The 24,491-nt window shown below is 70.8% G+C and carries 23 protein-coding genes and 1 pseudogene; 8 read left to right on the top strand and 16 right to left on the bottom strand.

The window, feature by feature from the left end; all coding sequences use genetic code 11:
• Nucleotides 1-20: 20 nt before the first annotated feature.
• The gene (locus tag ACFZBU_RS45230; RefSeq protein WP_391589663.1) at nucleotides 21-452 is read right to left on the bottom strand and encodes a DUF1707 domain-containing protein; all 432 of its coding nucleotides are present in this window, start codon (nucleotides 450-452) and stop codon (nucleotides 21-23) included.
• 70 nt (nucleotides 453-522) lie between these two features.
• On the opposite strand from ACFZBU_RS45230, the gene ACFZBU_RS45225 reads away from it, so the two are divergent.
• Entirely contained in the window at nucleotides 523-1,107 is a 585-nt protein-coding gene (locus ACFZBU_RS45225; protein WP_391589662.1) for a TetR/AcrR family transcriptional regulator, read from the top strand.
• 177 nt (nucleotides 1,108-1,284) lie between these two features.
• Here ACFZBU_RS45225 and ACFZBU_RS45220 read toward each other — a convergent pair whose 3' ends face one another.
• On the bottom strand, nucleotides 1,285-1,815 hold the full coding sequence (locus ACFZBU_RS45220; protein WP_391589661.1) for a hypothetical protein: 531 nt from the start codon (nucleotides 1,813-1,815) through the stop codon (nucleotides 1,285-1,287).
• A 621-nt stretch (nucleotides 1,816-2,436) separates the two neighbouring features.
• On the opposite strand from ACFZBU_RS45220, the gene ACFZBU_RS45215 reads away from it, so the two are divergent.
• Entirely contained in the window at nucleotides 2,437-2,970 is a 534-nt protein-coding gene (locus ACFZBU_RS45215; protein WP_391589660.1) for a hypothetical protein, read from the top strand.
• A gap of 293 nt (nucleotides 2,971-3,263) precedes the next feature.
• Here ACFZBU_RS45215 and ACFZBU_RS45210 read toward each other — a convergent pair whose 3' ends face one another.
• From ACFZBU_RS45210 to ACFZBU_RS45190, 5 genes and pseudogenes are all read right to left on the bottom strand, one after another.
• Nucleotides 3,264-3,716, bottom strand: coding sequence for a hypothetical protein (locus ACFZBU_RS45210; RefSeq protein ID WP_391589659.1), 453 nt, complete (start codon nucleotides 3,714-3,716; stop codon nucleotides 3,264-3,266).
• A gap of 283 nt (nucleotides 3,717-3,999) precedes the next feature.
• Nucleotides 4,000-4,278: a hypothetical protein gene (locus ACFZBU_RS45205; RefSeq protein WP_391589658.1), complete on the bottom strand. Its 279-nt coding sequence runs from the start codon at nucleotides 4,276-4,278 to the stop codon at nucleotides 4,000-4,002.
• 8 nt (nucleotides 4,279-4,286) lie between these two features.
• Nucleotides 4,287-4,850: pseudogene (locus ACFZBU_RS45200) on the bottom strand (FAD-dependent oxidoreductase); the annotation flags it as partial.
• Between the two features lie 76 nt (nucleotides 4,851-4,926).
• Nucleotides 4,927-6,597 (bottom strand): MFS transporter, encoded by a 1,671-nt coding sequence (locus tag ACFZBU_RS45195; protein WP_391589657.1) that lies wholly within the window; start codon nucleotides 6,595-6,597, stop codon nucleotides 4,927-4,929.
• Nucleotides 6,598-6,967: 370 nt separating this feature from the next.
• Nucleotides 6,968-8,140: a saccharopine dehydrogenase NADP-binding domain-containing protein gene (locus ACFZBU_RS45190; protein WP_391589656.1), complete on the bottom strand. Its 1,173-nt coding sequence runs from the start codon at nucleotides 8,138-8,140 to the stop codon at nucleotides 6,968-6,970.
• Between the two features lie 395 nt (nucleotides 8,141-8,535).
• Between ACFZBU_RS45190 and ACFZBU_RS45185 the strand changes: the two genes are divergently transcribed.
• Nucleotides 8,536-9,150, top strand: a complete 615-nt coding sequence (locus tag ACFZBU_RS45185) for a TetR-like C-terminal domain-containing protein (RefSeq protein ID WP_391589655.1) — start codon at nucleotides 8,536-8,538, stop codon at nucleotides 9,148-9,150.
• 629 nt (nucleotides 9,151-9,779) lie between these two features.
• Here the strand turns inward: ACFZBU_RS45185 and ACFZBU_RS45180 are convergent.
• Nucleotides 9,780-10,169 carry a DUF302 domain-containing protein gene (locus tag ACFZBU_RS45180; protein ID WP_391589654.1) on the bottom strand — a complete coding sequence of 130 codons (390 nt, stop codon included), beginning with the start codon at nucleotides 10,167-10,169 and terminating at the stop codon, nucleotides 9,780-9,782.
• A 122-nt stretch (nucleotides 10,170-10,291) separates the two neighbouring features.
• Here ACFZBU_RS45180 and ACFZBU_RS45175 point away from each other — a divergent pair, with 122 nt between their 5' ends.
• Nucleotides 10,292-12,487 (top strand): MMPL family transporter, encoded by a 2,196-nt coding sequence (locus tag ACFZBU_RS45175; protein WP_391589653.1) that lies wholly within the window; start codon nucleotides 10,292-10,294, stop codon nucleotides 12,485-12,487.
• A gap of 90 nt (nucleotides 12,488-12,577) precedes the next feature.
• Complete coding sequence (locus ACFZBU_RS45170; protein WP_391589652.1) at nucleotides 12,578-12,844, top strand: metal-sensitive transcriptional regulator; 267 nt, start codon at nucleotides 12,578-12,580, stop codon at nucleotides 12,842-12,844.
• A 733-nt stretch (nucleotides 12,845-13,577) separates the two neighbouring features.
• Here the strand turns inward: ACFZBU_RS45170 and ACFZBU_RS45165 are convergent.
• The 3 genes from ACFZBU_RS45165 to ACFZBU_RS45155 form a co-directional block, all read right to left on the bottom strand.
• The gene (locus ACFZBU_RS45165; RefSeq protein ID WP_391589651.1) at nucleotides 13,578-13,961 is read right to left on the bottom strand and encodes a fic family toxin-antitoxin system, toxin component; all 384 of its coding nucleotides are present in this window, start codon (nucleotides 13,959-13,961) and stop codon (nucleotides 13,578-13,580) included.
• Nucleotides 13,958-14,254 carry a DUF1778 domain-containing protein gene (locus tag ACFZBU_RS45160; RefSeq protein WP_391589650.1) on the bottom strand — a complete coding sequence of 99 codons (297 nt, stop codon included), beginning with the start codon at nucleotides 14,252-14,254 and terminating at the stop codon, nucleotides 13,958-13,960. Before ACFZBU_RS45160 ends, ACFZBU_RS45165 begins: the two co-directional genes overlap by 4 nt.
• 377 nt (nucleotides 14,255-14,631) lie before the next feature.
• Nucleotides 14,632-15,693: a GNAT family N-acetyltransferase gene (locus ACFZBU_RS45155; RefSeq protein ID WP_391589649.1), complete on the bottom strand. Its 1,062-nt coding sequence runs from the start codon at nucleotides 15,691-15,693 to the stop codon at nucleotides 14,632-14,634.
• A gap of 149 nt (nucleotides 15,694-15,842) precedes the next feature.
• Here ACFZBU_RS45155 and ACFZBU_RS45150 point away from each other — a divergent pair, with 149 nt between their 5' ends.
• From ACFZBU_RS45150 to ACFZBU_RS45140, 3 genes are read left to right on the top strand one after another with little or no spacing between them, the layout of a single operon-like run.
• A complete protein-coding gene (locus ACFZBU_RS45150; protein ID WP_391589648.1) occupies nucleotides 15,843-16,361 on the top strand; it encodes an SHOCT domain-containing protein in 519 nt (172 codons plus the stop codon).
• Entirely contained in the window at nucleotides 16,358-16,996 is a 639-nt protein-coding gene (locus ACFZBU_RS45145) for a GNAT family N-acetyltransferase (RefSeq protein WP_391589647.1), read from the top strand. The genes ACFZBU_RS45150 and ACFZBU_RS45145 overlap by 4 nt, the downstream gene beginning before the upstream one ends.
• Nucleotides 16,993-17,838 carry a PaaX family transcriptional regulator C-terminal domain-containing protein gene (locus ACFZBU_RS45140; RefSeq protein ID WP_391589646.1) on the top strand — a complete coding sequence of 282 codons (846 nt, stop codon included), beginning with the start codon at nucleotides 16,993-16,995 and terminating at the stop codon, nucleotides 17,836-17,838. Before ACFZBU_RS45145 ends, ACFZBU_RS45140 begins: the two co-directional genes overlap by 4 nt.
• Nucleotides 17,839-18,284: 446 nt before the next feature.
• On the opposite strand, the gene ACFZBU_RS45135 is transcribed toward ACFZBU_RS45140, so the two are convergent.
• The 5 genes from ACFZBU_RS45135 to ACFZBU_RS45115 all read right to left on the bottom strand — a co-directional run bounded on the left by ACFZBU_RS45135 (nucleotide 18,285) and on the right by ACFZBU_RS45115 (nucleotide 24,417).
• Nucleotides 18,285-18,806: a hypothetical protein gene (locus tag ACFZBU_RS45135; protein ID WP_391589645.1), complete on the bottom strand. Its 522-nt coding sequence runs from the start codon at nucleotides 18,804-18,806 to the stop codon at nucleotides 18,285-18,287.
• Nucleotides 18,807-18,908: 102 nt separating this feature from the next.
• Entirely contained in the window at nucleotides 18,909-21,443 is a 2,535-nt protein-coding gene (locus ACFZBU_RS45130) for an ABC transporter permease (protein ID WP_391589644.1), read from the bottom strand.
• 11 nt (nucleotides 21,444-21,454) lie between these two features.
• Entirely contained in the window at nucleotides 21,455-22,285 is an 831-nt protein-coding gene (locus ACFZBU_RS45125) for an ABC transporter ATP-binding protein (RefSeq protein ID WP_391589643.1), read from the bottom strand.
• Nucleotides 22,286-22,551: 266 nt separating this feature from the next.
• Nucleotides 22,552-24,153, bottom strand: a complete 1,602-nt coding sequence (locus ACFZBU_RS45120) for a flavin monoamine oxidase family protein (RefSeq protein ID WP_391589642.1) — start codon at nucleotides 24,151-24,153, stop codon at nucleotides 22,552-22,554.
• A gap of 102 nt (nucleotides 24,154-24,255) precedes the next feature.
• On the bottom strand, nucleotides 24,256-24,417 hold the full coding sequence (locus ACFZBU_RS45115; RefSeq protein ID WP_391589641.1) for a hypothetical protein: 162 nt from the start codon (nucleotides 24,415-24,417) through the stop codon (nucleotides 24,256-24,258).
• Between the last annotated feature and the right edge of the window lie 74 nt (nucleotides 24,418-24,491).

Genomic DNA, 24,491 nt, shown 5'->3' with positions numbered 1-24,491 from the left:
CGGGCGGGGCGGGGCGGCGGTCAATCCTCGTCCGCGTCGCCGCGCGGCCAGATCGCGATGGCAACGAGGACCGCGGCCCAGATCCCGAGCGGCACGAGCGGCCAATAGGTGGCCACTTCGCCCTTGACCAGGCAGCGCGTCCCCCATACGGCGGTGAGAATCACCGCTCCGCCGAGCCAGTAGAGCCACTCCTTCAGCCATGCCCGCAGGTCCCGGCGATCCCGCTCGGCACGCGTGACCGGGGTCGCCCGGTCCGGCGCCGGCAGTGCGGGCAAGTCCGCGGTGAGCGACGCCAGTTCGCCGAGCACGGTGGCGGCGGCGGCCCGCGCCGCGCGCTCGTCGTACTCGCCGCGGTCCAGTCGGCCCTCGGCATAGCCGGTGGCGAGTCGCGCGAGTGTGGTGTCGCGATCGTGGTCCGACGCGCGCATCGCGGAATCGAGGCGAGTATCCACGACAATCTCCTTACGGGCGGTCACCGGATCTTTAGAATACAGTCGTATCCGAAACTTGTCAGGGGGTCCGATGCCCAAGGTCGTGGATCGCGCCGCACAACGCCGTGCCATCGGCACCGCGCTGCTGGACCTGGTGTCCCGCCACGGCCTCGACGAGGTGAGCGTGCGCACCGTGGCCGCCGCCGCGGGTCGCTCCGCCGGCGCGGTCCAGAAGTACTTCCGCACCAAGGACGAAATGTTGTGCTTCGCCGCCGAGTTGGCCGGCGAACGGGTGGAACGCCGGTGGGCCGAGGTGGATGTGACCGGCCCGCCGCACGAGGTGCTGCGTCGCCTGGTACTGACCACCCTCCCGCTGGACGCCGCCCGGCACGCCGAGGCGACGGTGCGCTTCGCCTTCGTCACCCGGGCGATCCACCATCCCGCCCTCGCCGCCACCCAGCGCGAGATCGACGTCGACATCCGCACAGCCCTGACCGACTGGCTGCTCGCCACCGCACTGCGCACGCACGACCGCGCCGATTGCGAGCACGTCGCCGACGCGGTCATCGCCCTGTCCGACGGCCTGGCCATGCGCCTGCTCTACACCCCCGACGCGCGGGAGGAACTGGTCCCCGCCCTCGACCGGGCCCTGCGGGCACTCCTCGCCAACCCGTGAAACCGAGCGGCTCGTCCCGGGCGCGGGAGGACTGCAGTGACACGGCCCGGACTTCGCGCGCCGCGGAGGGCGTGCGAGGGTGATCGGGGGACCGCCCCCGCCGTGAGGATCGGCCCCGGGAGCGTGGTCGACGATGCGCGTCACCGACACCGACACCGACACCGATCCGGGGTCGGGTCAGCCGCCGACCTGTTGCAGGCCCCAGTAGTGGGGCTCGATGGGGGCCGCTTGCACCACGATGCGTCCGGTGACGTCGGGCGAGTCCACGACCTTCCCCCACGAGGGGGACCCGTCGTGCGGGGTGTGCTCGATGTCGGCGTACACGACGCCGCCGGGCCCGTCGGTGCCGTAGGACACGGTCCAGTCGGCGTACCTGTCGGCGTCGCAGTTGTCGTTGACCGCCAGCCTGTGGTTGTCGTTGACCTTCATGCACCGGCGGGGGTCGGAACCGACCTTGGAGATGTCCATCGTGCCGTTCGATCGCCGGCGCACCTGCCAGTCGGGCGAGGTGGAGGCGGTCTCCGTACAGGCGCCCAGTGACACCGTGCCGGGACTCGCAACCGGCTTGTACCAGACCAGGCACTTGCCGTCCCTGAGAGCAGGAAACCGGTACATACCGTCGCCGAGCGGCGCGGCCTGGGCGGGCGGAGCCAGTATCGCGACGGCCGCGACCGAAGCGGCGACGACGGCGATGAAGCGTGCGCGCATGGGATCAACTCCTCGAAGCAATCGGGGGCGCGCCCATCACGCAACGGACACGTTGCCGGCACCCCGGCCACCGGGTCGGCGGCCACCACCATCCTGGAACGCCGCCCCGACGCCACGGGCCCCTATCACCAACCACCACCCGAACGGCCCAGTCACACGGGGCGCCGTCAAGAGCGGGCGTACGCCTCGCCGAAGCGACTCGTCGCCGCCGACGACGGGACCGCACCGGGCCCTTCGACGGCGGAGTGACGTTCATGCCCAGCCGCGGGCAACGCTTCACCCGCTTCGACCCCGCGGCCCTGATCGACGACAACGCCTGGGCACGATCCGTCGAGGACGCCACAACGCTGGACGTCGCCGTCCTGGACGACGTCCACGCCCGATTCGCACTCTCGCTGCGCGTTCCCGACGTCCACCACCTCCTCGCACCCGACCGAGGCACGGGCCGCACGTTGTGGCTTGGTGATGCCGCCGGCACTTCCTGGGCCGTCGTTCGGAACACCACGGACGGCGCCGGCGGCGAGGTCAACCGACTCGGCCCCGGCGACCTGGCGCGGAACGGGGCGCGGGCGGCGAGGGTAGATTGTCGCCGGCGGATCGGCCCGAGGAGAGTGAAGCCGCGTGGCGCTGCGGGGCGGGGGATCGGACAACGAGATCGGCCGATGGTTGGTTGCCTTGGCGCCGCCCGACGGGAACGTGTACACCACGTCCGGGTCACTGGACCGATCGTCGGGTGACGCGGACGGGGTCGATCGAGGCGAGTTGCTGCTGCGCGCGATCACCGTGCAGGTGCACGAGCTGGCGCGGGACGCATTCGTGGGTTGGGAACGCATCGCCGACGGCGGCTCGCCCATGGCCTCGCCGACCGAACTGATGGGCCTGCTCGAACCGATCACCGCCGCGGCCGCCGTACGGTTCCTGGCCCGCTTCGCCGCGCAGGACCTCGCGTACGGCGTCGAGTTCGTGAATCGCGAAGCGGCCCTGCGCAGCGCCACGCGTGTGGTCGACCTGCTCGGGCCGGGCGCGCTCTGGTGGTCCAACCACGACCCGACGATCGGCGCCTGGAACCCGATCACCCCGTGCACCTTCGACGGAGTCGTCGCCGGAACCGACGGTACCCGCTTCGCCGTACTCCTCCAACTCGCCGAGGACTAGGGCCTGTACGGAGTTGCAGTCATTCGGCGGAGTGACGGCTGCGGATCCAGATCGCGGTAGAGGTCACTGTTCCGGCGTCGGGTAGGCATCGCGCATCGAACCCAGGTCGTCGGGCACGTGGTGGGCCGGGCAACGTGTGCCGGCGTCATCCCCTCTGTCCGGATTCTTTGGGCGCATGGCAGGTCCTGTCTCGGTAGGCGCCGAGTCCCGTGTCCCCGGAAGCGGCCGGACGGTGATGCTGCCGGGACGGGTGTGCCCTCACTGTGGATCGTGGTGAACCGCGCGCGGGTGGGTCAGTTGATGGTGAGGGTGGCGATGCTGTCGATTCCGGTTACGGTTCCGAGGCCGAGCGTGCAGGCGAGGACGTCGATCGAGGGGGCGACGAGTTGGTAGACGACCGTGTCGCCGGTGAACAAGCCCGAAGTGACGGTGCCGGTCACGGTGGTGGTCAGGACGGCCGCGGCGAGGTTGACGGTACGGGTTCCCGAGACCACGGTGGTCGCGCCCGTGTTCCACGTGAAGCTGATCGTGGTCGGGGCGGTGTTGAGGAGGGTGAGGCACGAATAGGACGGGATGGTGACGCTGTGGACCGTGACCGGCGCGGACGTGATGGCGGGCACGCTCAGGGACGTGCACGTGTTCAGGTCCCGGGTGATCGTCACCGTCGTGCTCGCGGGTGTGAGGCTGAGCGGTGGGGAGTACGTCGAGGAGTCGCTGCTGGGGACGGTGCAGAGGACGTCTCCCACGGTCGCATGGGCTGTCGTGCCGGCCGTCACTGTTCCTGCGCCCAATGCCAGGGCACCCAACGCGCTGATGACAGAGTTCCACCTCATTGGCGAACCCCTTTCAGGGGACTGTGAGCGTCTCATGGCCGGCCTTCACCGACCAGCAGCCATTCGGCCAAAAGCTCTCATTGCCCGCGTACCGACGGGAACCCCCATTTGCCGTGCCGGCTCGGTCGATCCGGGATTGGGGCCCGGAGCACGGCATCCGCACGCGCCGCACCGGCCCGCCTGCTGCCTTGTCGAGCTACTGCTCGTCGTCGAGCCACCGGGCCGTGAACAGTTCTTGTGGAAGGCCGTCTCGCCACTCGCCCGTCGCGGCGAGCCGGGCGGTCCCGATCTCGTCGGCTGCCATGACGCCCCGCTCGCCTTCCGTTGCGACCACGAGCCCTTCCTCGACCGCGTCGATGTACGGGTGCAGGCTGTGGTTCGCGGAGACCAGGCACGGCCGGGTGTGCGCGGCGCCAGGAAGCCGTTGGTGTTGGTGGACGCCCCGGTAGCCACGACCACCGTTGCGGTGCTCCACCGCTCCCCGCCGCGTGTCGCCACCGTGCGAAGCCCTGCCACCGGCGACCCGATCGCCGGCACTTCGTCCCGCACCAGGGCGGCCCCGGCCGTCGTGGCCGCCGCCGGTTCGGCGCGGGTCGGCTCGCGCGGGTCGACGATGAAGGCGTCGGGCTGCCGCACGCCGATGTGTCCGGTCTCGAAGCGCAGTTGCGGGTACGCCCGGGCCAACTCCTCGCCGTTCAGCCGCTGTACCTCCCGGCCGAGGTCACGGGCGTTGCACTCGAACCGGTCGGGGTCGAACCGGGCGGCCCGTTCGGGATCGTCGATTCCCTCCGGCATGACGGCGACCGATTCGATCGCGTGGGTGAACGACACGCCTGTGCGTGCGGTGAGGTCCGCGAACCGCCGCATCGAGCGCAGCGCCATCAGCGTGGTGGCGAGCGGTACCTCGAGCACGTGGCACAGGCGGCCCTGGTCGTAGTGCCCGGCCCAGACGCCCTGGTGGTCGGTGAACCGGGCGGGTTCCTCCGGTCCCACGACGAGGACGGACGGGCCCTGCTCGGCGAGGTGGCGGGCGGTCGCCGAGCCGATCGGGCTGGCGCCGACGACGATGACGTCGTAGGGGTTTCGTGGTGGGACAAGGCGTGCCTCTTCCGGTGTGGGTGGGTCAGGAGGTTTCGGCGCGGGGCTTCGCCGCCGGCTCGGCCGCGTTCTCCGGCCGGCCGCCGGTCGCGGGTGTGCGTCCGGATTTCATGAACAGGCCGATGGTCCCGGCGATCACGCCGGCGGCGGTGGCGGCGAAGAACCCGGCCGTCCATCCGCTGTCGGTGAAAACCTGGGGTATGTCGAACGTCGATACGTTGCCGCTGCCGTCGTCCAGGGATGCCTGGTAGGGGTGGGCGGAGAGGATCGCGGTGAGGATGGCGATGCCGAACGAGGCGCCGAACGATTCGGCGAGGGTGAGCATGCCGGCGGCGATTCCCTGTTGCTTCTCGGGGACCGCTTCGATGACGAGGTTGTTGTCGGTGCCGTAGTAGAGGCCTGTGGCGAGACCGAAGACCACGCCGATCGGCAGCAGGACCTGCCAGGAGCCGTGGAGGAAGCCGTACAGGCCCATGGCGGCCGTCATGAGCAGCAGCGACCACAGATAGGGCAATCGAAGGCCTCGTTTCCTGCCGATGAAGCCCGCGGCGGGGCCGGACACCATCGACGGGACGGTCTGCCAGGTCATCAGATGCACGGCGAGGGCGGTGAGGCCGAAGCCGAGGGCGTAGGTGATGTCGCCGTGGAAGGTGATGGCCGGGGCGATCCGGTCGGCGGTGGTGCCCGCTTCCTGGGCTACACCCGCGATGACGCCGTCGTGCACTACGTCGCGATCGGTCTGTGCCATGTACGCCAGGGCGTAACCCTGGATGCCGACCATCATCTGCGAGAACAGGCCGACGGCGAGGAGCATCGAGACCTTGGGCGTCTTGAGGAGGTCGGGGTCGATGATCGGGTCTTTGGCGTGACGCTCCCGGATGGGGAAGACCAGGAGGGCGGTGACACCCGCGAGCGCGTAGCCCCAAGCACTCGGCCTGCCCCAGCCCCAATCCTGGCCCCGGGAGATGTAGAGGAGGATCAAGGCCGCCCCGGCACCCAACAGGATCGAGCCGACCCAGTCGAGGGACTGCCCGACGCGGACTTCGCTTTCCGGGACGAACCGAATGACGAGCGGCAGTATGAACGCGGTGTAGACGACGAGGAGCCAGAACATCGCGCGCCAGCCCCACGTGTCGTTCAGCCAGGCGCCGAGGAACGGGGTCGCGAGGGACGAGACGCCGATCCCGGTGGCGAGCGCGCCGACGGCGATCGTCACGTACTTGCGGGGGAGGATGTCGCGCATCAGGCTCGCGGCGACGGCGGTGATCGCGAACGATGTGGACTGGAAAGCCCGTCCGACCAGGAACAGGGTCCAGTCGTGGGTCACCGCGCACAACACCGAGCCCAGGAGGAACACCAGGGTGCCGGCGACGAGCAGCAGCTTCTTGCCGAACAGGTCGGCGAGTTTGCCGATGATCGGCGTGGTGGCTCCGCCGACCAGGCCGATGATGATGACCATCCAGCTCAGGTCGCTGCCGACCGACGGGAACGAATGGCCGATGCGTTCGGTCGCGGTGGCGACGAGCGTGTACTGCATCGGCGCGACCTCGGTGGCAAGGACGATCAGCAGGACGACGGCCCACATCCGGCCGCGGGCTTCCTCGGCCAGGCGTCCGGCACCGCCGAACGGTGCGGTCCGGTGCTGCCGGGTTGTCGCACCGGGTCCGGAACCGGGTTGTGGCGCTGGTACGGACATGGCAAACCCCTCGGGGAGTGGAGGCAGGGCATGAAGGGACACGCCGGCCGCGGGCAGCGCTGACCCGGCCGGGAAGGTGCTGAGGGGTGTGCGGTCATCCGACGCACGTGAGCGTCGGGTCGCGCAGACCGAAGAGGCCGATGGCCCACCGGAGTTGGTGACCCGGTTCGGTGGCGTTCATCGTGGAACCGCAAGCGTGCAAAGTCAACACTGCGACCCTTTAAGTAGGAGGCGGGCCGGCGAGTCCGTCGGCGCCCCCGGGTGGATGGACGCGCGCCTCCCGCGCCCGTCCCCCGAAGGCGGGCTCCCGGCGCTGACGGCGGCGGCCGGGAACCGCCCGTTGCGGAGGCCGGCGGCTGTCGTCGGCGGATCAGATCATCGGATCGGTCTGCTCCACCCGCATCGTCAGCGTGTTGCCGAGTTGCGGCAGCACCTCGCGCAGGAAGGGTTCGGGGTCGAAGCACGCCTCGGGCGCCAACACACCCGCTCGTCGCACCTCGCCCTTGACCAGGCGGTGCAGGAACGCCGCCGCCGGGATCGCCGTCGTGTCCGCGCCGTCCTGCGGATCCAGTTCCGCCATGTCGGTGTGCGACTCGACGGTCACGGCGGCCGGCGCCCCGTCGATCTCGCCCTCCGCACGCACGTGGAACACGGCGATCAGCGGGTCGTCGGACACGTCGACCCGCACCGCCGCCTCGCCTTGCGGCGAGCAGAAGTGCCGTGCGATGTACGCCTGCGGCGACATCGGCATGCCCTCGGGCCGCTCGGGGTCGAGGAGTCCGAGCGCTCCGAGTCGCCGGTAGATCTCGTTGCCCTCCTCCTGCCACCAGGTGAAACGGCTCGTCGCGTCCTTCAGGCCGGGAATGAACCTCGGCAGCGTGAGCGGCTCGGCGTGGCCGAAGTACCCGAACTCCCGATTGCCCAGCGGCGGCAGCAGGGTGAAGACGCGCCGGTCGGCCCACGCCGGCACCTTGCGGTACTCGCCGTCGAGGAACTGCGTGACCTCGCCGCTCAACGAGTGGAACATGTGCTCCAGGATCGTCGGGCCGAGGTTGGCGACGAACGGCAGGCCCAGGACCACGTGCACGGCGTCGGCCCGGTCGAGTCGGTCGCACGCCATGCGCGCCATCAGGTTGGTCGTGCCGGGCGCCGAGCCGCAGCCAGTGAGGACGGTCACGCCCGCAGCGCGCGCCCGCGCGTCGTATCGGCTCTGTGTCACCAGGGCCTCCGCGACGTCGAATTCGTCGCAGATGTCGATGTAGTGCGCGCCGGCGTCGATCACCGCGTCGATGATCGGCAGCGCGAAACGGTAGAAGGGGCCGACGCCGTTGAACACGACGTCCGCGCCTTCCACCACCTCGGCGAGACTCTCGGGGTCGGTCGCGTCGAAGATCTCCGGACGCGCCCCGGTCCGGGCCGCGAGGTCGCGGGCCGCATCCTCGTCGATGTCCGCGACGACCAACTCGTCGACCTCGGCGAACCCGATCGCACGTTCGGCGACGCGGCCGGCGACCGAGCCGCAGCTCAGGATGACAACCTTCATACGAACTCCTGGGTGATGTAAGGGCATTGACGTTCGATCGGATCGCCGTGGACAGCCGGAAGCCGAACACCGGTCCGTTGCCGGCAGCGTGGCTCCGCCGTCGACGTCGCCGCCCGCCCGGCCCGATCGTCGGTGGGCGCGAACGCGAGCGCGCAGGACTCCGCGCCGCCCGGGAACCTCGATGGCGGGGCTGCCGCGTTCCGGATGCGCCCACGGGCGTCGAGCGGTCTGCCCGCGATTCCCGGCGCGGTTACGTGGCGTGGCGCTGATGAGCGCACGGCCCCGCGTGCCGGGCGGCCGCTCGGTAGGGCGGGATGGCACGGCCCGGCATGATGTTCATGGTGGAGCCGCCACCTACTAAAGTCAACAGCATGACCCTTTAGGAGATGGCCGGGATGGCAGGAGAGACCACACCACGCGAACGCGTCCGCTCCGGCGGGCGAAGCGAGAAGGTCCGCCGCGAAGTTGCCCGGACAGTGCTCGACTTGCTCGCCGAGGGAGTGGTCGACTTCGGGCCCAGCGAGATCGCCGCGCGGGCCGGCATCAACCGCAAGACGATCTACCGGTGGTGGCCGACATATACCGACCTCATCCGTGAAGCGCTCAGCGAGCACTCCGGCACGGTGGAGGTACCGGATACCGGGTCGTGGCCTCGGGACCTGCGGCTCCTCGCCCAGCGTCTGGCGGCATTCTTCGCGAGCCCGGTGGAGATGAGCACGAGTGCGATCATCGCCGGCCGGCGACAGCCCGAGCTGGCTGCCCTGATCCTCGAGCATTTCGAGCCCGTGCAACAGGAATGGCGCCGGATGGTCGCACGGGGGATCTCGCGGGGCGAGGTGGATACCGCCTGCAGTCCACGAGCGGTGATCAACATGCTGGTCAGCCAGCTGGTCCTCACGCCGTTGACGCTCTGTCGGCCGCCGACGGACGAGGAGATCGAGGAGCTGGTGACTCTGGTGCTGCGCGCCACGAAGCCCGCGATCACGGCGCGCCGGGGGGACGCCGAGTAGGCGGCGGTTGCCCGCGGCAGCGGGGTTCGACCATCGCGCCAAGTCGGCGGCCGGCGGCTCACCGGGGACGAACGGCTCGGCTTCTGCTCCCTGTTGCCGGTGGCGGGCGACGAGACGAACGCCGGCCCACCGCCGACGGCATGTGGCCGGCGGATGCGCACCGCGACGTCCGCGCCGAACCGATCGCCGGCCCGGCGCCGATCGACACCCGTCCCACCCCCACGAGCGCCGCCGTCTTCGACCGCGTCCGAGGAAAGCCGCAGTCGTCCGAGCGAGTGTCGGTCGTGCGTGTCGAAGGCACCGGCTCCGGTGTCGGCTGTGCAGATCGAATGTCGAGGATGCGCCCCGGCGGCCGGCGGATGCTCGATCGGGACCCGCGCGAGCGTGATGGGACCTTCCGCCATGGTTCTGCCCGTTGATCAGGCCACGTTGCCGACCGGTGCCGTCGTGCAGCGCGAGTATCAGAAGACCGGCCGGATCCACCGCAAGCCCGATACCGGGGACGCGGCACACGCGTGAACCCGTGGCGTGCCGCCTGCGGCAACCGATCACCCGGGCGTCCCTGATCATGACGGTTGCGCCGGGCAGGTCGACGCGGCGCGCGGCCGCGTGCGGCGCCTGCGGGTCGGCTACCGCCGAAGTGAAGCCAGTGCCGCGTCGAGGCGGGCGGCCGCTTCGCGGGCGACCGGTTCGAGTGTCGCGTCCCCGGCGAGGGCGAGCATGGCCGTGGGATCGAACGCCTGGACGAGTGTGTGGTCGCCGTCACGGCGCACGACGACGTTGCACGGCAGCAGAAGGCCGATGGCACGGTCGATGTCGAGGGCCCGTTGGGCCAGTGGAGGGTTGCAGGCGCCCAGGATCAGGTAGTCCTCCATGTCAACGCCCAGTTTCGCCCGGAGCGTTGCGGTGACGTCGATCTCGGTGAGCACGCCGAAACCCTCGGCGGCGAGCGCCTCGCGTACGGCGGCGACGGTGGTGGCGAAATCCTTGTGGACCCGCACGGTGCGGTCGTAGCCCATGTCGGCCTCCTGGCGTTCGGGAATGACTCCAGCATACCCCTACCCGTATTTTGGATACCCGCCCGGGTATCGGCTATCGTCGATGCAAATGTACCCCTGGGGGTATCCGATCAGGAGGCTTCATGACCGCCGCAGACCCGACCCGCATCCGGGCGCACAAGGAACCCTCGCCGTCGGGTGGGGACACCCCGTCGGCCGGACCCGATCGACTGGGGCCACTGGGCAGGCTCGGCGTGTACGCCGCCGGCCGTCTGAAGCTGGTGGCCGTCGTGTGGCTCGCGCTCGTGGCGGGGCTCGGCGCCTTCGCCCCGCAGGTGACCTCCGCACTGGCCGGGGCCGGCTGGCAGGCGAACGGGTCGGAGTCGGTTCAGGTGCGCGAGCTGGCCCGGGCCCACTTCGGGGGCAACGCCTCCACCGCGCTCCAGGTGGTCGTCGCCGCCGACCGCCCGGTCGACGACCCGGCCGTACGGGCCGTCGTCGACCGGGCGACGACCCTGCTGCGGGCGGACGACCGCATCGCCGAGGTCGTTGCGCCCCAGGACGGCGCCACCGTCAGCCCCGACCGCCGCACCGCGATCCTGTCGGCCGGCGCCGCGGCCGACAGCAATGACATGGTCCGCGCCGCGGACGATCTCAAGGGACCCCTCGCCGCGCTGTCCGGGGACGGTATCGAGGTCTCCGCGACCGGCGCGTCCGTGCTGTGGAGCGACTTCAACAAGGCCAACCACGACGCGATGATCACGTCCGAGATGCTCTCGTGGCCGGTGACCCTCGCGATCCTGGTGGTCGCCTTCGGATCGCTGGTCGCGGCGGGGCTGCCGCTGCTGCTGACCCTCGCGGGCCTCGCGGCCTCCGCGGGGGCGCTGGTGCTGCTCAACCACGTCACACCGACGTCGATCTGGGCGATGAACTTCGCGATGATGTTCGCCCTCGCGCTCGGCATCGACTACGCGCTGTTCCTGGTCGTCCGGTTCCGTGCCGCGCTCGGCCGGCACGGCGACGCCCGCCGCGCCGTCGGGGAGACCATGGACACCGCGGGCAAGGCCGTGCTGCTGTCCGGCGCGACGGTGCTGGTGAGTCTGTCGGCGGTCATGCTCGTCCCGGCGCCCGCGTTCCGGTCCATGGCCATGGGAATCATGCTGGCCGTCGCGTTCGTGTTGGCCGCCACCTTGACCCTGCTGCCCGCAGTCCTCGGCCGCCTCGGTGGCAAGGTGAACGCCGCGGCGCTGCCCTGGACCCGGCGCGGCACCCAGGCGCCCGGTGCTTCGAAAACGTTCGCCGCCTGGGGCGAACGGTTGTGGCGGCACCCGTTCCGGTACGGCGTCCCCGCCCTGCTTCTCCTGCTCGCCCTCGCCGCGCCGATCGTCGGACTGCGCACCGCGATGCCGTCCATCACCGTCGTCCCCGAGGACTCCTCCGCCCGCACCGGGTATGCCGCCGTCCAAAAGGCATTCGGCCCCGGCGCCCCGGGCATGCTCCAGATCATCACCCCGACCGCCGACGCCGACGCCACCAGCGCCGCGCTCGGAGGCGATCCCGGGATCGCCGCGGTCATGCCCGCCCAGCAGGCGGGCGACGGCTCGGCCCTGACTCTCGTGCAGGCCGCGCCGGACGTCGACCCGTCGGACCCCGCGCTGAAGGGCACTGTCGACCGCCTGCGCGGCAGTCTCCCCGCCGACGCCAAGGTCGGTGGAGCGGCCGTGGAGAACCTCGACCTCCAGGCCACCCTCGACGCCAAGACCCCCTTGGTGCTCGGCGTCGTCCTCGGCCTCGGTTTCCTCCTTCTGGTCTTTGCCTTGCAGGCCCCTCTGGCCGCGCTGCTCGGCACCGCCACGAGCCTGCTCGCCACCGCCGCGGCGTTCGGCACCGCCCGGCTGATCTTCCAGGACGGCCACGGCGCGGACCTCCTCGGTTTCACGCCGCAAGGCTTCCTGGACGGCTGGGCGCCGGTGTTCTTCTTCGCGATGATCTTCGCCATCGCCATGGACTACACCGTTTTCCTGCTCGCCTCCGCCAAGGAGCACTACGAGAAGACCGGTGATCCGCGCCGCGCCGTCGTCGGCGCACTCGGCCACTCCGGGCGTGTGATCTTCGCCGCCGCCGCGGTCATGGTCGCGGTGTTCCTCACCTTCGCCCTCTCCGGCCCCCTGCCACCGAAGGAGATGGGCATCGTCCTCGGGTTGGCCGTCCTCCTGGACGCCGCCCTGGTACGCCTGGTGCTGCTGCCCGTCCTGTTGCGCCTGAGCGGCCACGCCGCGTGGTGGAGCCCGGCATGGCTGCGGCGGATCCTGCCCGAGATCCGCTTCTCCCACAACTGAACCGCCCACATCCCACAGGTCCCCGGGCCCCACCGGGGCCGAATACCCCCAGGGGTACCATGGGGAAGCTCGCAAGCGAAGGGACACACGATGACCGTCGACGAAGAAGCCACGCGCGTGGTGCTCAACCGGCTCCGCCGGGCCCAGGGACAGCTGACCGCGGTGATCGCCATGATCGAGGCCGGTCGCGACTGCAAGGACGTCGTCACCCAACTCGCGGCGGTTTCCCGTGCCCTCGACCGGGCCGGGTTCAAGATCGTGGCGAGCGGCATGCGCCAGTGCATGGCCACCGCCGACGGCGACACCCCGCCGCTCACCGAAGCCGAACTCGAAAAGCTCTTCCTCTCCCTCGCCTGACACGTCCAACGACCACGCCCGCCTCCTCGATGCAAGGTGGGGCGGAGTTCGCGCGGGCGGTCGAAGCCCTTGAGGTCTTGGGCGAGTTCGAGCATCCCCGGCGGCGCGGGGCGTCCGCGTGGCTCCTGCGGCACCGCTTCGTTCCCGACACCGTGTGAAATCGCGACGCCGGCGGGTACCACGCGCTGGAGCGGTCCACCGAGCCGGAAACGGTGGGCCGAGGCGGTGTACGCGCCGCACGCCCCGCTGGTCGTCCAGGACGACGACGGCCGCCCGGATGCCCCGGGCATCGGCCGCGAGGCGTCGAGTTCGATCAGCGCGCCCTCCGCGGTGTTGTTCACGCTCCGCGCGCTGGACGGGCAACCGGGCGACCGGATGCCGGAGATCGGCGCGGGAACCGACTGGAACGCCGCGCTGCCGTGCGAACGCGCCGGACCCGACAAGGTCTGTCCGCAGCGCAGGACTGCTCACGCTGGAGATCCTCGAATCCACCGAACAGGAAACCCACGCCTGGTGAAGCCATCGGTTTCGGGACCGAGCGGCGCGCGAGCCCGGTTGACCCCCGACTTCCTCGCCCTTCTCGACGAGGCGGACAACCTGGCGAGCCATCCGCAACAAAAAACTCCTGAACACGGCGATCAACCTGCCGTGGACCTCCACACCCCGACCCGGACACCCCGGTGGTCGAGGCCGCGGGGCGAGGCCGCCATCGCGGAACACACATGCGGGACGGTCAGTCCGTGGTCCATGCGCGGAGTCGGCGTGCGATGCGTCGGACGCCGACGACGCCCCGGGCGGCTTCGCGGACGAGGACGACGGCTTCCTTGGACGGATAGTCGAGACGATGTCCGTACAGAGCCAGGAACGCCTCGGTGGCGTGCCAGGCGAATGCCTCGTTGGAATGCTCGAGACACGGCAACCGGACCAGCGTGTGAAGGAGCGCCGCCGCCTTGAGGTGGTCCGAACCGTACACGTCCCGGTCCATCGCACGGGCCTGTACACGGGACAGGGCGGCGTAGAGCGGGCCGAGGTCGTCGACCTGTGGATCGCCGGGCAACAGTTCGGCGGCGTGGAGCAGGAACGCCACGTCCACGTGCGGGGGGTGCGGATCGTTCACGCGGCGTGGCCCCGCTCGGGGGCGGCGAGTTCGCGTGCGGCCTCGTGTTCGGCGGCGCGCTGCTCGGGCGTGGGGTCGACCTCACCGGCCTCGGCCGCGAACGCGTCGCCGCTACGGGCCATGGACGCGCGGAACGCGTCGAGGAAACGGTCCTCGACGGCGGTCGCGCGCGCGACCGCCGCACCCAGGATGTACTCCTGCATGCTCACACCCTCGGCCTTGGCCGCGGCCGCGATCGCGGCCCGCTGCCCCGGGTCGGGGAAACGGAGGTTGATGGCCTTCGGATCACTCATGGCCCCTACGGTACCAGCAGGGCCATCGACACTCCACGAAGTGGACGTGCGCCGTGCCTGTCGACGGCCAGGTGTACTTCACCTCGTCCCATGCGGTCTCGGTGTTCAGGGGGTCGTAGCGCCGAAGCCGACGGCCGGGTCCCCGGCAAGCAACTGGCTGACCTGGCAGTCTCAGGTCGGATCGGCCCGGCTGCCGAGTTCCCCGGGGGGCGCCGGTACGGCCGGCATCGTCCGGGGCCAAGGCGCGCAGCGTCATCCGGGCCCGGCCCGGCACCACGCCACGGCCAGAGGCCGACCGAGGGTCCTGGTATGTGCACTCGGTCGTCGGGCCACGGTAGGAATCCGATCGGGTCCAGTGGAGCCGGGCCGGGGCAAGGTCAGAAGCGTTTGACGAGACTGACCGCACGGTCGGTGACCGTGAAGCCGAGGCTCTGGTACAGCCCGAGAGCACCGGTGGGGCTCTCGGCATCGACATTGAGCACGGCATAGTCCAGGCCGTCGGACCGCATTGCCCGCAACACGTGGGCCAGCATCGTGCGGGCCAGCCCGCGCCCCCGCCCTTCTCGCCGCACGCCGACGGTTGTGATGTACCCGAACGGGCCACCGCGCAGCGGCCACTCGTCCGGCGCCACGTCGACGAGGGCGAATCCGGCGACGCGCTCGGCGCCGTGCGGGTCGGAGGCTATGGCGAGTACGGACAGGTCCGGGCGGAATGCCTCCAGCCGGTTGCCCGAGGCCCATTCGGCGGCGGTGACGGGCTGGGAACCCCAGTGGTCGCGGAAGGCGTCGTTCATCGCGGACCTGGCCCGTTCGCTCCACTCCTCCGCGTAGGGCACGAGCCGCACTCCCGGGGCGGACGGCGGCTCGGCGTCGGGCGCGGCAAGGTCCCGCTCCAGTTCCAGCCACCACCGGGCACGCTCGTAGCCGTGGGCTTCCAGGAGCCGGATCGCAGGGGTGGCGTGGTCCTGCGCGCTCGACGCGAGCCACCCCGGCAGCGTGGCCTCGCTTGCCGCGAGGTGCTGAAGCCCGCGGGCCTCCTGCCACGCCAATAGAGCGGTACCGATGCCCTCACGGCGGCGGTCCGGAACCACCATTCCGTCGAGCTCGACCCAGACGATCGTCTCTTGGCTCGCCGGTGCCATGGCCGAGCCGTAGGCGACGGCCCGCCCGGCGGCGTCGACGGCGATCACCGCGTCACGCTCGGGGTCGAAGACTTTGCTGCCGAATTCCTCCTCCAACTCGTCCCTCGTCACCAGCGAGCGCGGATGGTCGATCCTTCCGGCGGCATGCGCCAGGTCGAGGATCAGGCCGATGTCGGCGGCGGTGACAGGTCTCCAGGTGAGCCCGTCCCCGGTCGTGGGCAGCGCGATCGACGACGGGGCGGTCACCCGGTCGCGCAATACGCGCAGTTCGGGGCTGTGATGCGTCGTCCCGGTCATGGGAATCCTTTCTCGGCGCCGCCTGCACCCGCTTCGGGGGTCCGCGGCGGCGGCCGACGGGCGATCCGTGCAGATTGCGCCTCGGAGCGATATCGTTCACTATCGATACGAGCGTTCTCAATGTAAACGATCCTTGGAGTGAGGTTCTCATGGACTGGGGAGATCTCGTCGACATCGTCTTCGACTCCGCCGGCGACAGGACGCAGGCGCAGCAGGCCGGGCAGGCGGCGGTGGACACGGCCGTGCCCGGCGAGGAGCCCCTGGCGGTGACCTCGGGGAGGGCCCGGGACCAGTGGACGGGCGGCACGTTGGTGCTGACCACGCACCGATTGCTCTACGTCAAGGAGGGAAAGGCGCCGCAGGCGGTGCCACTGGCCGGCGTCACCGATGTCGCGGTCTCCTCCTCCCGGCTGACCGGGCGGATCCTCAAGGTCACCGCGCTGACCGGGGCGTACGGCTGGGAGGAGGTCAAGGACGCCGAGGCGTTCGCGGACAAGGTCCGTGGGGCTGTGGCCGGTGGCCCGCCCGCGCCTGCCGCCGCGCCGGGGGCCGGCAGGGAGGCGACCGCGCTGGTCGAGGAGTTGGAGCGGCTTGCGGCGCTGCACCGCTCCGGTGCGCTGAGCGACGACGAGTTCGCCCGGGCCAAGCAGCGGATGATCGGCGCGTGAGCGGCGGGAGGGCCGCCGTCCGGCCGCTGCGTCACGTCCCGGCCGGGTCGGAGACCGAGGTCGCGGCCCTCTACCGGGAGGCGTTCGGCCGCAGGCTCGGCCCCGCGCTGGGGCCGGGGCGCAAGGGGCGCGCCTTCGTCGCCGCCCACCTGCACCACGACCGCGGCGTCACCGCGCTCGACGCATCCGGACGGGTGATCGGCATCGCCGGCTTCCAGGTCGGCGGACGCGGCCCGGTCGGGGGCGGATTCCGCGACGTGTCCCGGATGTACGGGGTCCTGCCCGGTCTGATCCGGGTCGCCGTCCTCGCGCTCTTCGAGCGCAGGCAGGCCCAAGGCGAACCGGTCATGGACAGCATCGCCGTCGACTCCGCCCACCGGGGCGAGGGCATCGGCAGCATCCTCCTGGACGAGGTCGCCTCGGTGGCCGCCGAACACGGCTGCCACCTGCTCGGCCTCGACGTGATCGACGTCAACCCACGGGCCCGCGCCCTGTACGAGCGACACGGCTTCACGGCCGTACGCACCTGCCGTACGCCCTACCTGCGACGACTGCTCGGCTTCGGCGCCGTCACGGCCATGACCCGGCAGATACCGGTGCCCGGCCGCCCGGCCACGGACGGGGGTGCACAGTGAACAGCCCCGCCCCCCGGCCCGAGATCCCCACCCGGCTCCTCGTCGACGCGCTGGTGCGCGAGGACGGCACGGTCGTCGCCGAAGAGCTGTACACCGTGGCCGGCCGGCTCGGCATGACCGACCAGCAGGTCCGCCTCTGCCTGCGGCGACTGGTCGCCGAGGGCCGCTTCACACAGCAGGGCCGCGGCCGCAAGGCACGGATCCGGGCCGTCGCAGACCCCACCGATTCCTTCGCCCCCGACGCCGAACACGTCCGGTACGCCTACCGCCAGGACGCGGGACTCGCCCCCTGGGACGGCACCTGGCACCTGTTCGCGTTCGCCGTCCCCGAAACCCGCCGTACGGCACGCGACACCTTGCGCACCACCCTGCTCCACCTCGGCGCCGCTCCCGTCCAGGGCGGCCTCTACGTCTGCGCCAACCCGATCGCCGACCTCGTCGAGACCCACGCCCGCGCGCTCGGCGTGCACGAATCCCTCACCTCCCTCACCAGCACCGACCTCCGCATCGGCGACCTCCGCGACCCCCGCGCCCTGGCCGCCTCACTGTGGCCCCTGGACGACCTCGCCGCCGGCCACACCCGCCTTGCCACGTACGCGGAGCAATGCCTCACGGAACTCGACCACGACTCCTCCCCCACCCGCCTCACCCTCGCCGTGACCCTGGCCGCCGAGTTCGACCGCGCCCACACCCCCGACCCGCTCCTGCCGCCCCAACTCCTCCCCGAGGACTGGCCCGGCGCACGCGCCCGGGCCCTCACCCGCGCGTGCTGGCAGCGCCTCGACGCCGGAACCGGCACGATGCCGCGGCTCTTCACCCTGTACCGGAACGCATCGGACTGACCGCCCTCGTCCGGGTCACCGCCACATCCTTCGGGGAGGGTGTCGCGACCACCGTGAGAAGAGGGCGGCTTCTCCAGCGGCTCCGTCCGCTGGAGAAGCCGAAGTTCGGCGAAGGCATTCACGTGTGAAGCGAGCGCCTTGACTCCGACGACGTGAGGAACCTGCGGTCCACCGCGCCCGACGTCGACGGCCACCACTGGCAGTCCTACCATCCGCGCCCGGACCAATACGCCCACTGGACGAACCGTGTTCGGGGTCGTGGTCACCTGTCGCGCAGCAACAGGTGACCACGACCGTGTCCACACCGCCGGGCAACCCACCGGCGGGCCGATCACGCCACTCCCCTGCCGACACGAAACCCGTCCGCCGGCAGCGGGGAGCGAAGAGCCCCGATCAGAACCGGCTCCCGCTCCTCGTCTCGCACATCGTGGCCCGCTCGCGTGTCGTCAACTGCGGATGAGTTGCCGCTTGGCTTGGACGAACTCGTCGTCCGTCAATGCCCCGTGGCGATGCAGGACGGCGAGGCGGGCGAGTTCGTCGAGCATCGCCGCGCCGTCGGGTCGTTTCGGGGCGGCCTGCTCGTCGGCGTTCGCGGCTGAGGCAACCGCGGTGGCGACGGCTTCGCGCAACGTCTCGACGAACGTCTCGGCCCGGACTACATTCTCCCATCCGTACACACCGCTCACGGCGACGACCTTGAGCACGTTCCCGGTGAGCCGGGATCGCGTGGCCGTGATGTCGGTGATGCCCGCCAGGGGCACCGCCACTGCGGGTCGGCCCTCCTTGGCGTGGATCAGGCGATGGGTGGTGAGCACGAGGGTCCCGTTGGTCCATTCCTGGCGGGCGCGGGCCGGGGTGGCCAGTATCGGGATCTCACCCGGTACGGCGGTGTCGTCGACGGCCCGCGTCACGGTGTTGGCCCGGTCCAGCTGGTCGAGCGCCATCGCTGCGAGGTCACCTCGATCCATGATCTTCACCTTCCGTTCTCGACACGAAATGCTGTGCGTGTGTCCTGAGTTGACGAAACAACGAGTGGTGACCACTCCGGCCGGGTGGTCGGGGCCGCGCGGCTAGTCGGTGCGCAGGGCGGTGAGTACGTCGAGCTTGGCTGCTCGTCGGGCGGGCCAGGCCGCCGCCAGGGCGCCCACGATCGCGGCGAGGACCAGGAAGCTCAGCACCCGGTCCCACGGGATCACCACGCTCAGATCCTTCGTGGAGCGGGCCATGCCCTTCACGCCGCCGACCCCGGCGGCCAGGCCGAGGAGCACGCCAAGGAGGCCGCCGAAGAGCGAGATGATCAGGGATTCGAGCCGGATCACCCTTCGGGTGCGCCGCCGGTCGAGTCCGATGGCGCGCATCATGCCGATCTCGCGGGTGCGTTCGAAAACGGACATGGCCAGCGTGTTGACCACGCCGAGCACCGCGATGACGATCGCCATCGACAGCAGCCCGTAGACGATGTTGAGCATGACGTCGAAGAGCTTGTTGAAGTCCTTGCGCACCTCCTTCGCCGTCTGCACGTTGATCGCCGGGCTGTTGCCGACCGCCTTGCGCAGCGCGTCCCGCATGCCGTCCTTGGACCGCGGCGCGACCTTGGCGAGGACGAAGTCGTCGCCGACGACGTCGATGTGCGGCGTCAGCGTCTGCAACGACACGGTCAGGGCACCGAGCAGCGGCGCCTCGTCGTAGATTCCGCCGATGGGCAGGCGGGTCTGCTGCCCGTCGGGGAAGGTGACGGGCACGGGCGTCCCGATGCGCCACTTGCGGTCGTCTGCGGTCTGCTTGGACACCAGCAGTCCCGTTGCCAGGGATTGCGGGCCGCCTTGGCTGAACGTGGTCGCGAGCACCGAGAACGCGCTCGCGGGATCGACGGCGGTGAGCTTGTGCTCCTTGCCGTCGACACTCACCTGAGCCTCGCGCACGGGGCTGACGGCGGTGACGCCGGGCACCTTGGCGATCGTGGCGGCGATCTCCGGGGTCAGCGTCTGCCCGTCGGAGGAGGAACTGAGCACGAATTCGGCGGTGATGCCCTTGGACAGGGTGCGGTCCACGAGGTGCTTGAGCGATGTGCTGAAGATGGTCAGCGAGGTGACCAGCACCATGCCGATCATCAGGGCGGACGCGGTGGCGGCGGTGCGGCGCGGGTTGCGAGCCGCGTTCTGGTACGCCAGCCGGCCCTCGACGGGGTACACGCGCCGCAGCAGTTCGCCGAACAGACGCACGGCCGGTGTGGCGATGAGCGGGGTGAGCACGATGACGCCGACGAGGACGATGCCCGCGCCGCCCATCACGGTGAACACCTTGGCGTTGCCGGTCGCCGAGCCCTTGATGCCGGCGACCAGCACGAGCCCGCCGAGTGCGACGGTCAGCACGCCGGCGATGTTGCGGCGGCGCAGACTGGAGGTGCTGGGCGGCAGGCTGGTGCGCAGCGCCGCGACGGGTGGGATCTTGGCGGCTCGGCGCACCGGCAGCCAGGCGGCGAGCAGGGTGACGCCGATGCCGACGGCCAGGCTCCACAGGGCGGTTGCGCCGGTAACGACGGTCGATCCCGGGGTGAGGTCGGCGCCGACGTTGTTGAGGATGCCGCGCAGGCCGACCGCGAGGCCGATGCCGATGACGAATCCGGCGAGTCCGGCGACGATGCCGACCGCGAGGGCCTCGAACATCACCGAGCGGGTGACCTGTTTGCGGGTGGCGCCGATGGCGCGCAACAGCGCCAGTTCGCGGGTGCGTTGGGCGACGAGCATGGAGAAGGTGTTGGCGATGATGAAGCTGCCGACGAACAGGGCGATGCCGGCGAAGACCAGAAGCAGTGTGCGCAGCGACGCGATCTCCTTGTTCACCTTGTCCCGGTCGTCCCGGCGCAGCGTGTCCCCGGTGAGGGCTTCGGCGCCTTTGGGGATCAACGGGGCTGCCGCGGCCCGCAGTTGCTCCTGCGACGTGCCCGGTTTGGCGTTCAGGCGCAGTTCGCCGTAGACGCCGGGTTCGAGGTAGAGCTCCTGCGCGGTGGCGGTGTCCAGGAGGGTGAGCGAGCCGCCGGCCTCGACGGCGGCGCTGTCGGTGGTGAAGACGCCGACGACGCTCACGTCGAGGACGGGTCCGCGGGCGACGATCCGGATGCGGTCGCCGACCTTGTACTCGGCGGCCTTGGCGGTCTCGGTGTCGAGCGCGACTTCCCCTGCCTTGGCGGGAAGGCGGCCGGCGGTCAGCGGGTAGCGGGGGTCCTTGCCGTCGCGGCCGGGTACCGCGTTGGCGCCGGTCGCGTTGGCCTTCTTGCGGACGAGCTTGCCGTTGCGGTCGACGACGGCGGTGAAGCCGGTGACGTGGCCGGTGACCGACGCGGCGCCGGGCAGCGCGCGCAGCTTGGCGACGAGGGGCTCGTCCAGGGCCGGGGTCTGCAGGTGTTCGACGGCGTACTTGGTGCCGCGGACGTCGACCGCGATGCCGCGGTGTTCGCGCAGCGCGGCCTCGGTCATGGCCTGCTTGAGGGTGTCGCCGAAGACCAGGACGGCCGCCACGAACGCGACGCCGAAGACGACGGCGAGTGCGGTGAGGGCGAGGCGCACCTTGTAGGCGACGAGGTTGCGTAGGGAAGTGCGAAGCACGGTCGCGTCCTTCAGAAGGGGAGGGCGGAGACGGCGGCAGCGGCGGGTTCGCCCGGTTTCCGGTTGAACGCGCGCATGCGCTCCAGGACCCGGTCGGGGGTGGGCTCGGCCATGTCGTCGACGATGCGTCCGTCGGCGAGGAACAGGACGCGGTCGGCGTAGGAGGCGGCGACGGCGTCGTGGGTGACCATCACGATGGTCTGTCCGGCCTCGGTGACCGAGGCGCGCAGGAAGTTCAGGACCTCGGTGCCCGAGTGCGAGTCGAGGTTGCCGGTGGGCTCGTCCGCGAAGATGATCTCGGGGCGTCCGGCCAGGGCGCGGGCGCACGCGACGCGCTGCTGCTGGCCGCCGGACAACTGTGCGGGCCGGTGGTCGAGGCGGTGGCCCAGGCCGACGGTGTCGATGACCTTGTCCAGCCACGCGGGGTCGGCGCGCCGTCCGGCGATGTCCAGCGGCAGGGTGATGTTCTCCAGGGCGGTCAGCGTCGGCAGCAGGTTGAACGCCTGGAAGATGAAGCCGAGTCGGTCGCGGCGCAGGTGGGTCAGCCCGGTGTCGTCGAGCGACGCCAGTTCGACGTCGCCCAGCCGCACGGAGCCGCCGGAGATCTTGTCCAGACCCGCCATGCAGTGCATGAGCGTGGATTTGCCGGAGCCGGAGGGGCCCATGATCGCGGTGAACTCGCCGCTGCGGAAGCCGACGGACACGTTGTCGAGGGCACGAACCTCCGTCTCCCCCTCGCCGTAGACCTTGCGCAGGCCCGTGGCGACGGCGGCGTACGCCGCGCCGTGAGCGGAGGGCGGGCGCGGTCCGGAGACGTTGCGAGTGTGGCGGGGTGTGCTCATTGGGTTCTCCATCGGTGGAGCCCGCGCCTCGATCGAGGCGCGGGCTCGGTCTGTCCCGGGGGACGAACGAATAATAGATCGACGAGTCCGTCTAATTTATGGGCAGGCGTTCGTCATCGACGTCTACCCCACGGGTGACGAACGGGTAGTCCCCGAGGCGGATGGGAACCGTCCCGCCGTACGCCACGAGTCTGGCCCGGATCCGCCGGCCTCGTCCGTACGACGTCCCGCCGGGTCGGGCGTCATTCGCTGCATCGCGGCGCGCCTCATGTCGCCAGGGCGCGGGCGTGTACCTTCTCGACCGCCTTGCGCGCCGAGACCATCGAACCGTGCTGCCAGCCCAGCATGTTGCTGAGCCAGTCGCCGGCGTAGAAGACCCGCCCGGTCGGCTCGGTGAGCGGCCGGAAGCGCGGCGTGTTGACCACGCCGTTGTTCTGTGTGTCGGCCGGCTGCCAGCCGCCTTCGACGAACGGTTCGCGTCCCCACATCACCGACAGCGAACTCGCCAGCTCCGTACGGGCCTTGGCGCCGTGCACCCGTACGTTGCGGTTCACCGCCTCGGCCGCCCGTTGCGCGGGAGGCAATCCCTCGATCGTGGTCTCCGCGCGTTCGAAGTAGGCCACCATCACGCCACGTTCGCCGCGGTAGTCGGAGGAGGGGTACCACAGGGACCCGTCCTCGCCGTAGGAGGTGAGGCCGCCGTGGATCGCGAAGTCGTCCTCCCACCATCGATTGCGGTACTCCAGGCCGATCTTGCCGGGAAACTCCGCCAGGAAGCCCCCCAGCAGGGCGGTCGCCTCGGCGGGCAGTCCGGCGATGCGCGCCGCCACCCGCGGAGGCGTGGTCACGATGCAGTACTCGACGTCGAGCACGCCGCTCGCGGACCCTCGATACGCCAGTCGCGTCCCGTGCGGACCGTCGGTGATCGAGGTGACCTCGACCCCACATCGAATGCGCCGGCGGCCGATGTGGTCGGCCAGGGCCTCGACGATGCGGTCCATGCCGCCGACCGGCTGGAGCAGCGTCGACGCCATGTCGAACCCGGCGTCGAGGTACCAGTGGCGCGACAACTGTTCGGTGAACACCCGGTCCAGCGAACCTCGCGGCGGCAGCGGCACACCGGGTGATCCGGCGGCCCCGGGGTTCACCGCGAACCCGCGCCGCCGCGGGTCGCCCTGGTGGACCAGGTCGTCGCCGAGGTCGCCCATCGTCTTCAGGAAGCCCAGCAGACGTTCCTTGTCGGCCGCACTCAGCTCGCGATCGAGCGCGCCCTGGTTGGTCACCTTGGCCAACAACTCGGCGACCACGCCGAGCGCGTCCGCCCGCGCGGTCTGGAACCTCGGCTTGTCGGACCCCTTCGGATCGAACACGAACGTGTTCGTGTTCGATATCGCGAACACCTCCAGAGGCACCCCCAGTTCACGGCAGTAGTCGGTGCTGACCGACCACTGCGGAAGCATCGCCGGTCCGGCGTTGAAGTACTGGCCGGGCGCGAAACTCGCCCGTTGCGTCACGCCCTTGATGTCGGTCAGCGTGTCGCCGCCGCGCACCGTGAGACTGCGCCCGCCGATCCGCGGACGGGCGTCCAGCACGGTCACCTCGTGGCCGGCCTTGCACAATTCGTACGCGGCGGTCAGCCCGGCCACACCCGCACCGACCACCGCCACGCGGGCCGGACGACGGCCCGTGAGCGTGAAGTCGGACGCGCGCGGCGCACGGAACGGCGGCGTGGCGGCGCTCGCCGACGAGGGCGCGAGACCGAGCGCGCCCATGGCGGACAGTGCCGCCCCGGCGCCGCCCACCGCACCCACGGTCTGTAGGAATCCTCGGCGGCTGGTCGGCCGGCCGAACTCTCGGGAATGGTTCACGTACGTCTCTCCTCTGCGACGAGGGCGTCGATGATCGGACGAGCCCACGATTCATTCATCGACCCGTCGGTCTATCATTAGGGCAGGCGCCCCCAGGACGCGTCAACCCGGACGTTCGAACGAGGGATGAACGGTGAGGGCGACCGTGATGGCCGGGGACATCGTGGTCACCGACCGCATCAGGGCGCCGGAGAGACCGATGGCGTTCTCCTTCAGGCCCGGCGCGGGCGGCGTGCCGCCGGCGATCGGGGTCGTGGCGGGCATCGCGCCGACGGCGGTACAACACTCGGTGACCGCGGTGGCGGCCGTGCTGTTGTCCCTGCTGACCAGCCCGCGGC

Source organism: Embleya sp. NPDC008237, from assembly GCF_042956465.1.
Taxonomy (GTDB): Bacteria; Actinomycetota; Actinomycetes; order Streptomycetales; family Streptomycetaceae; genus Embleya.
Note: the sequence above shows the minus strand (reverse complement) of the source record. Positions and strands in the feature narration are given on the sequence as shown.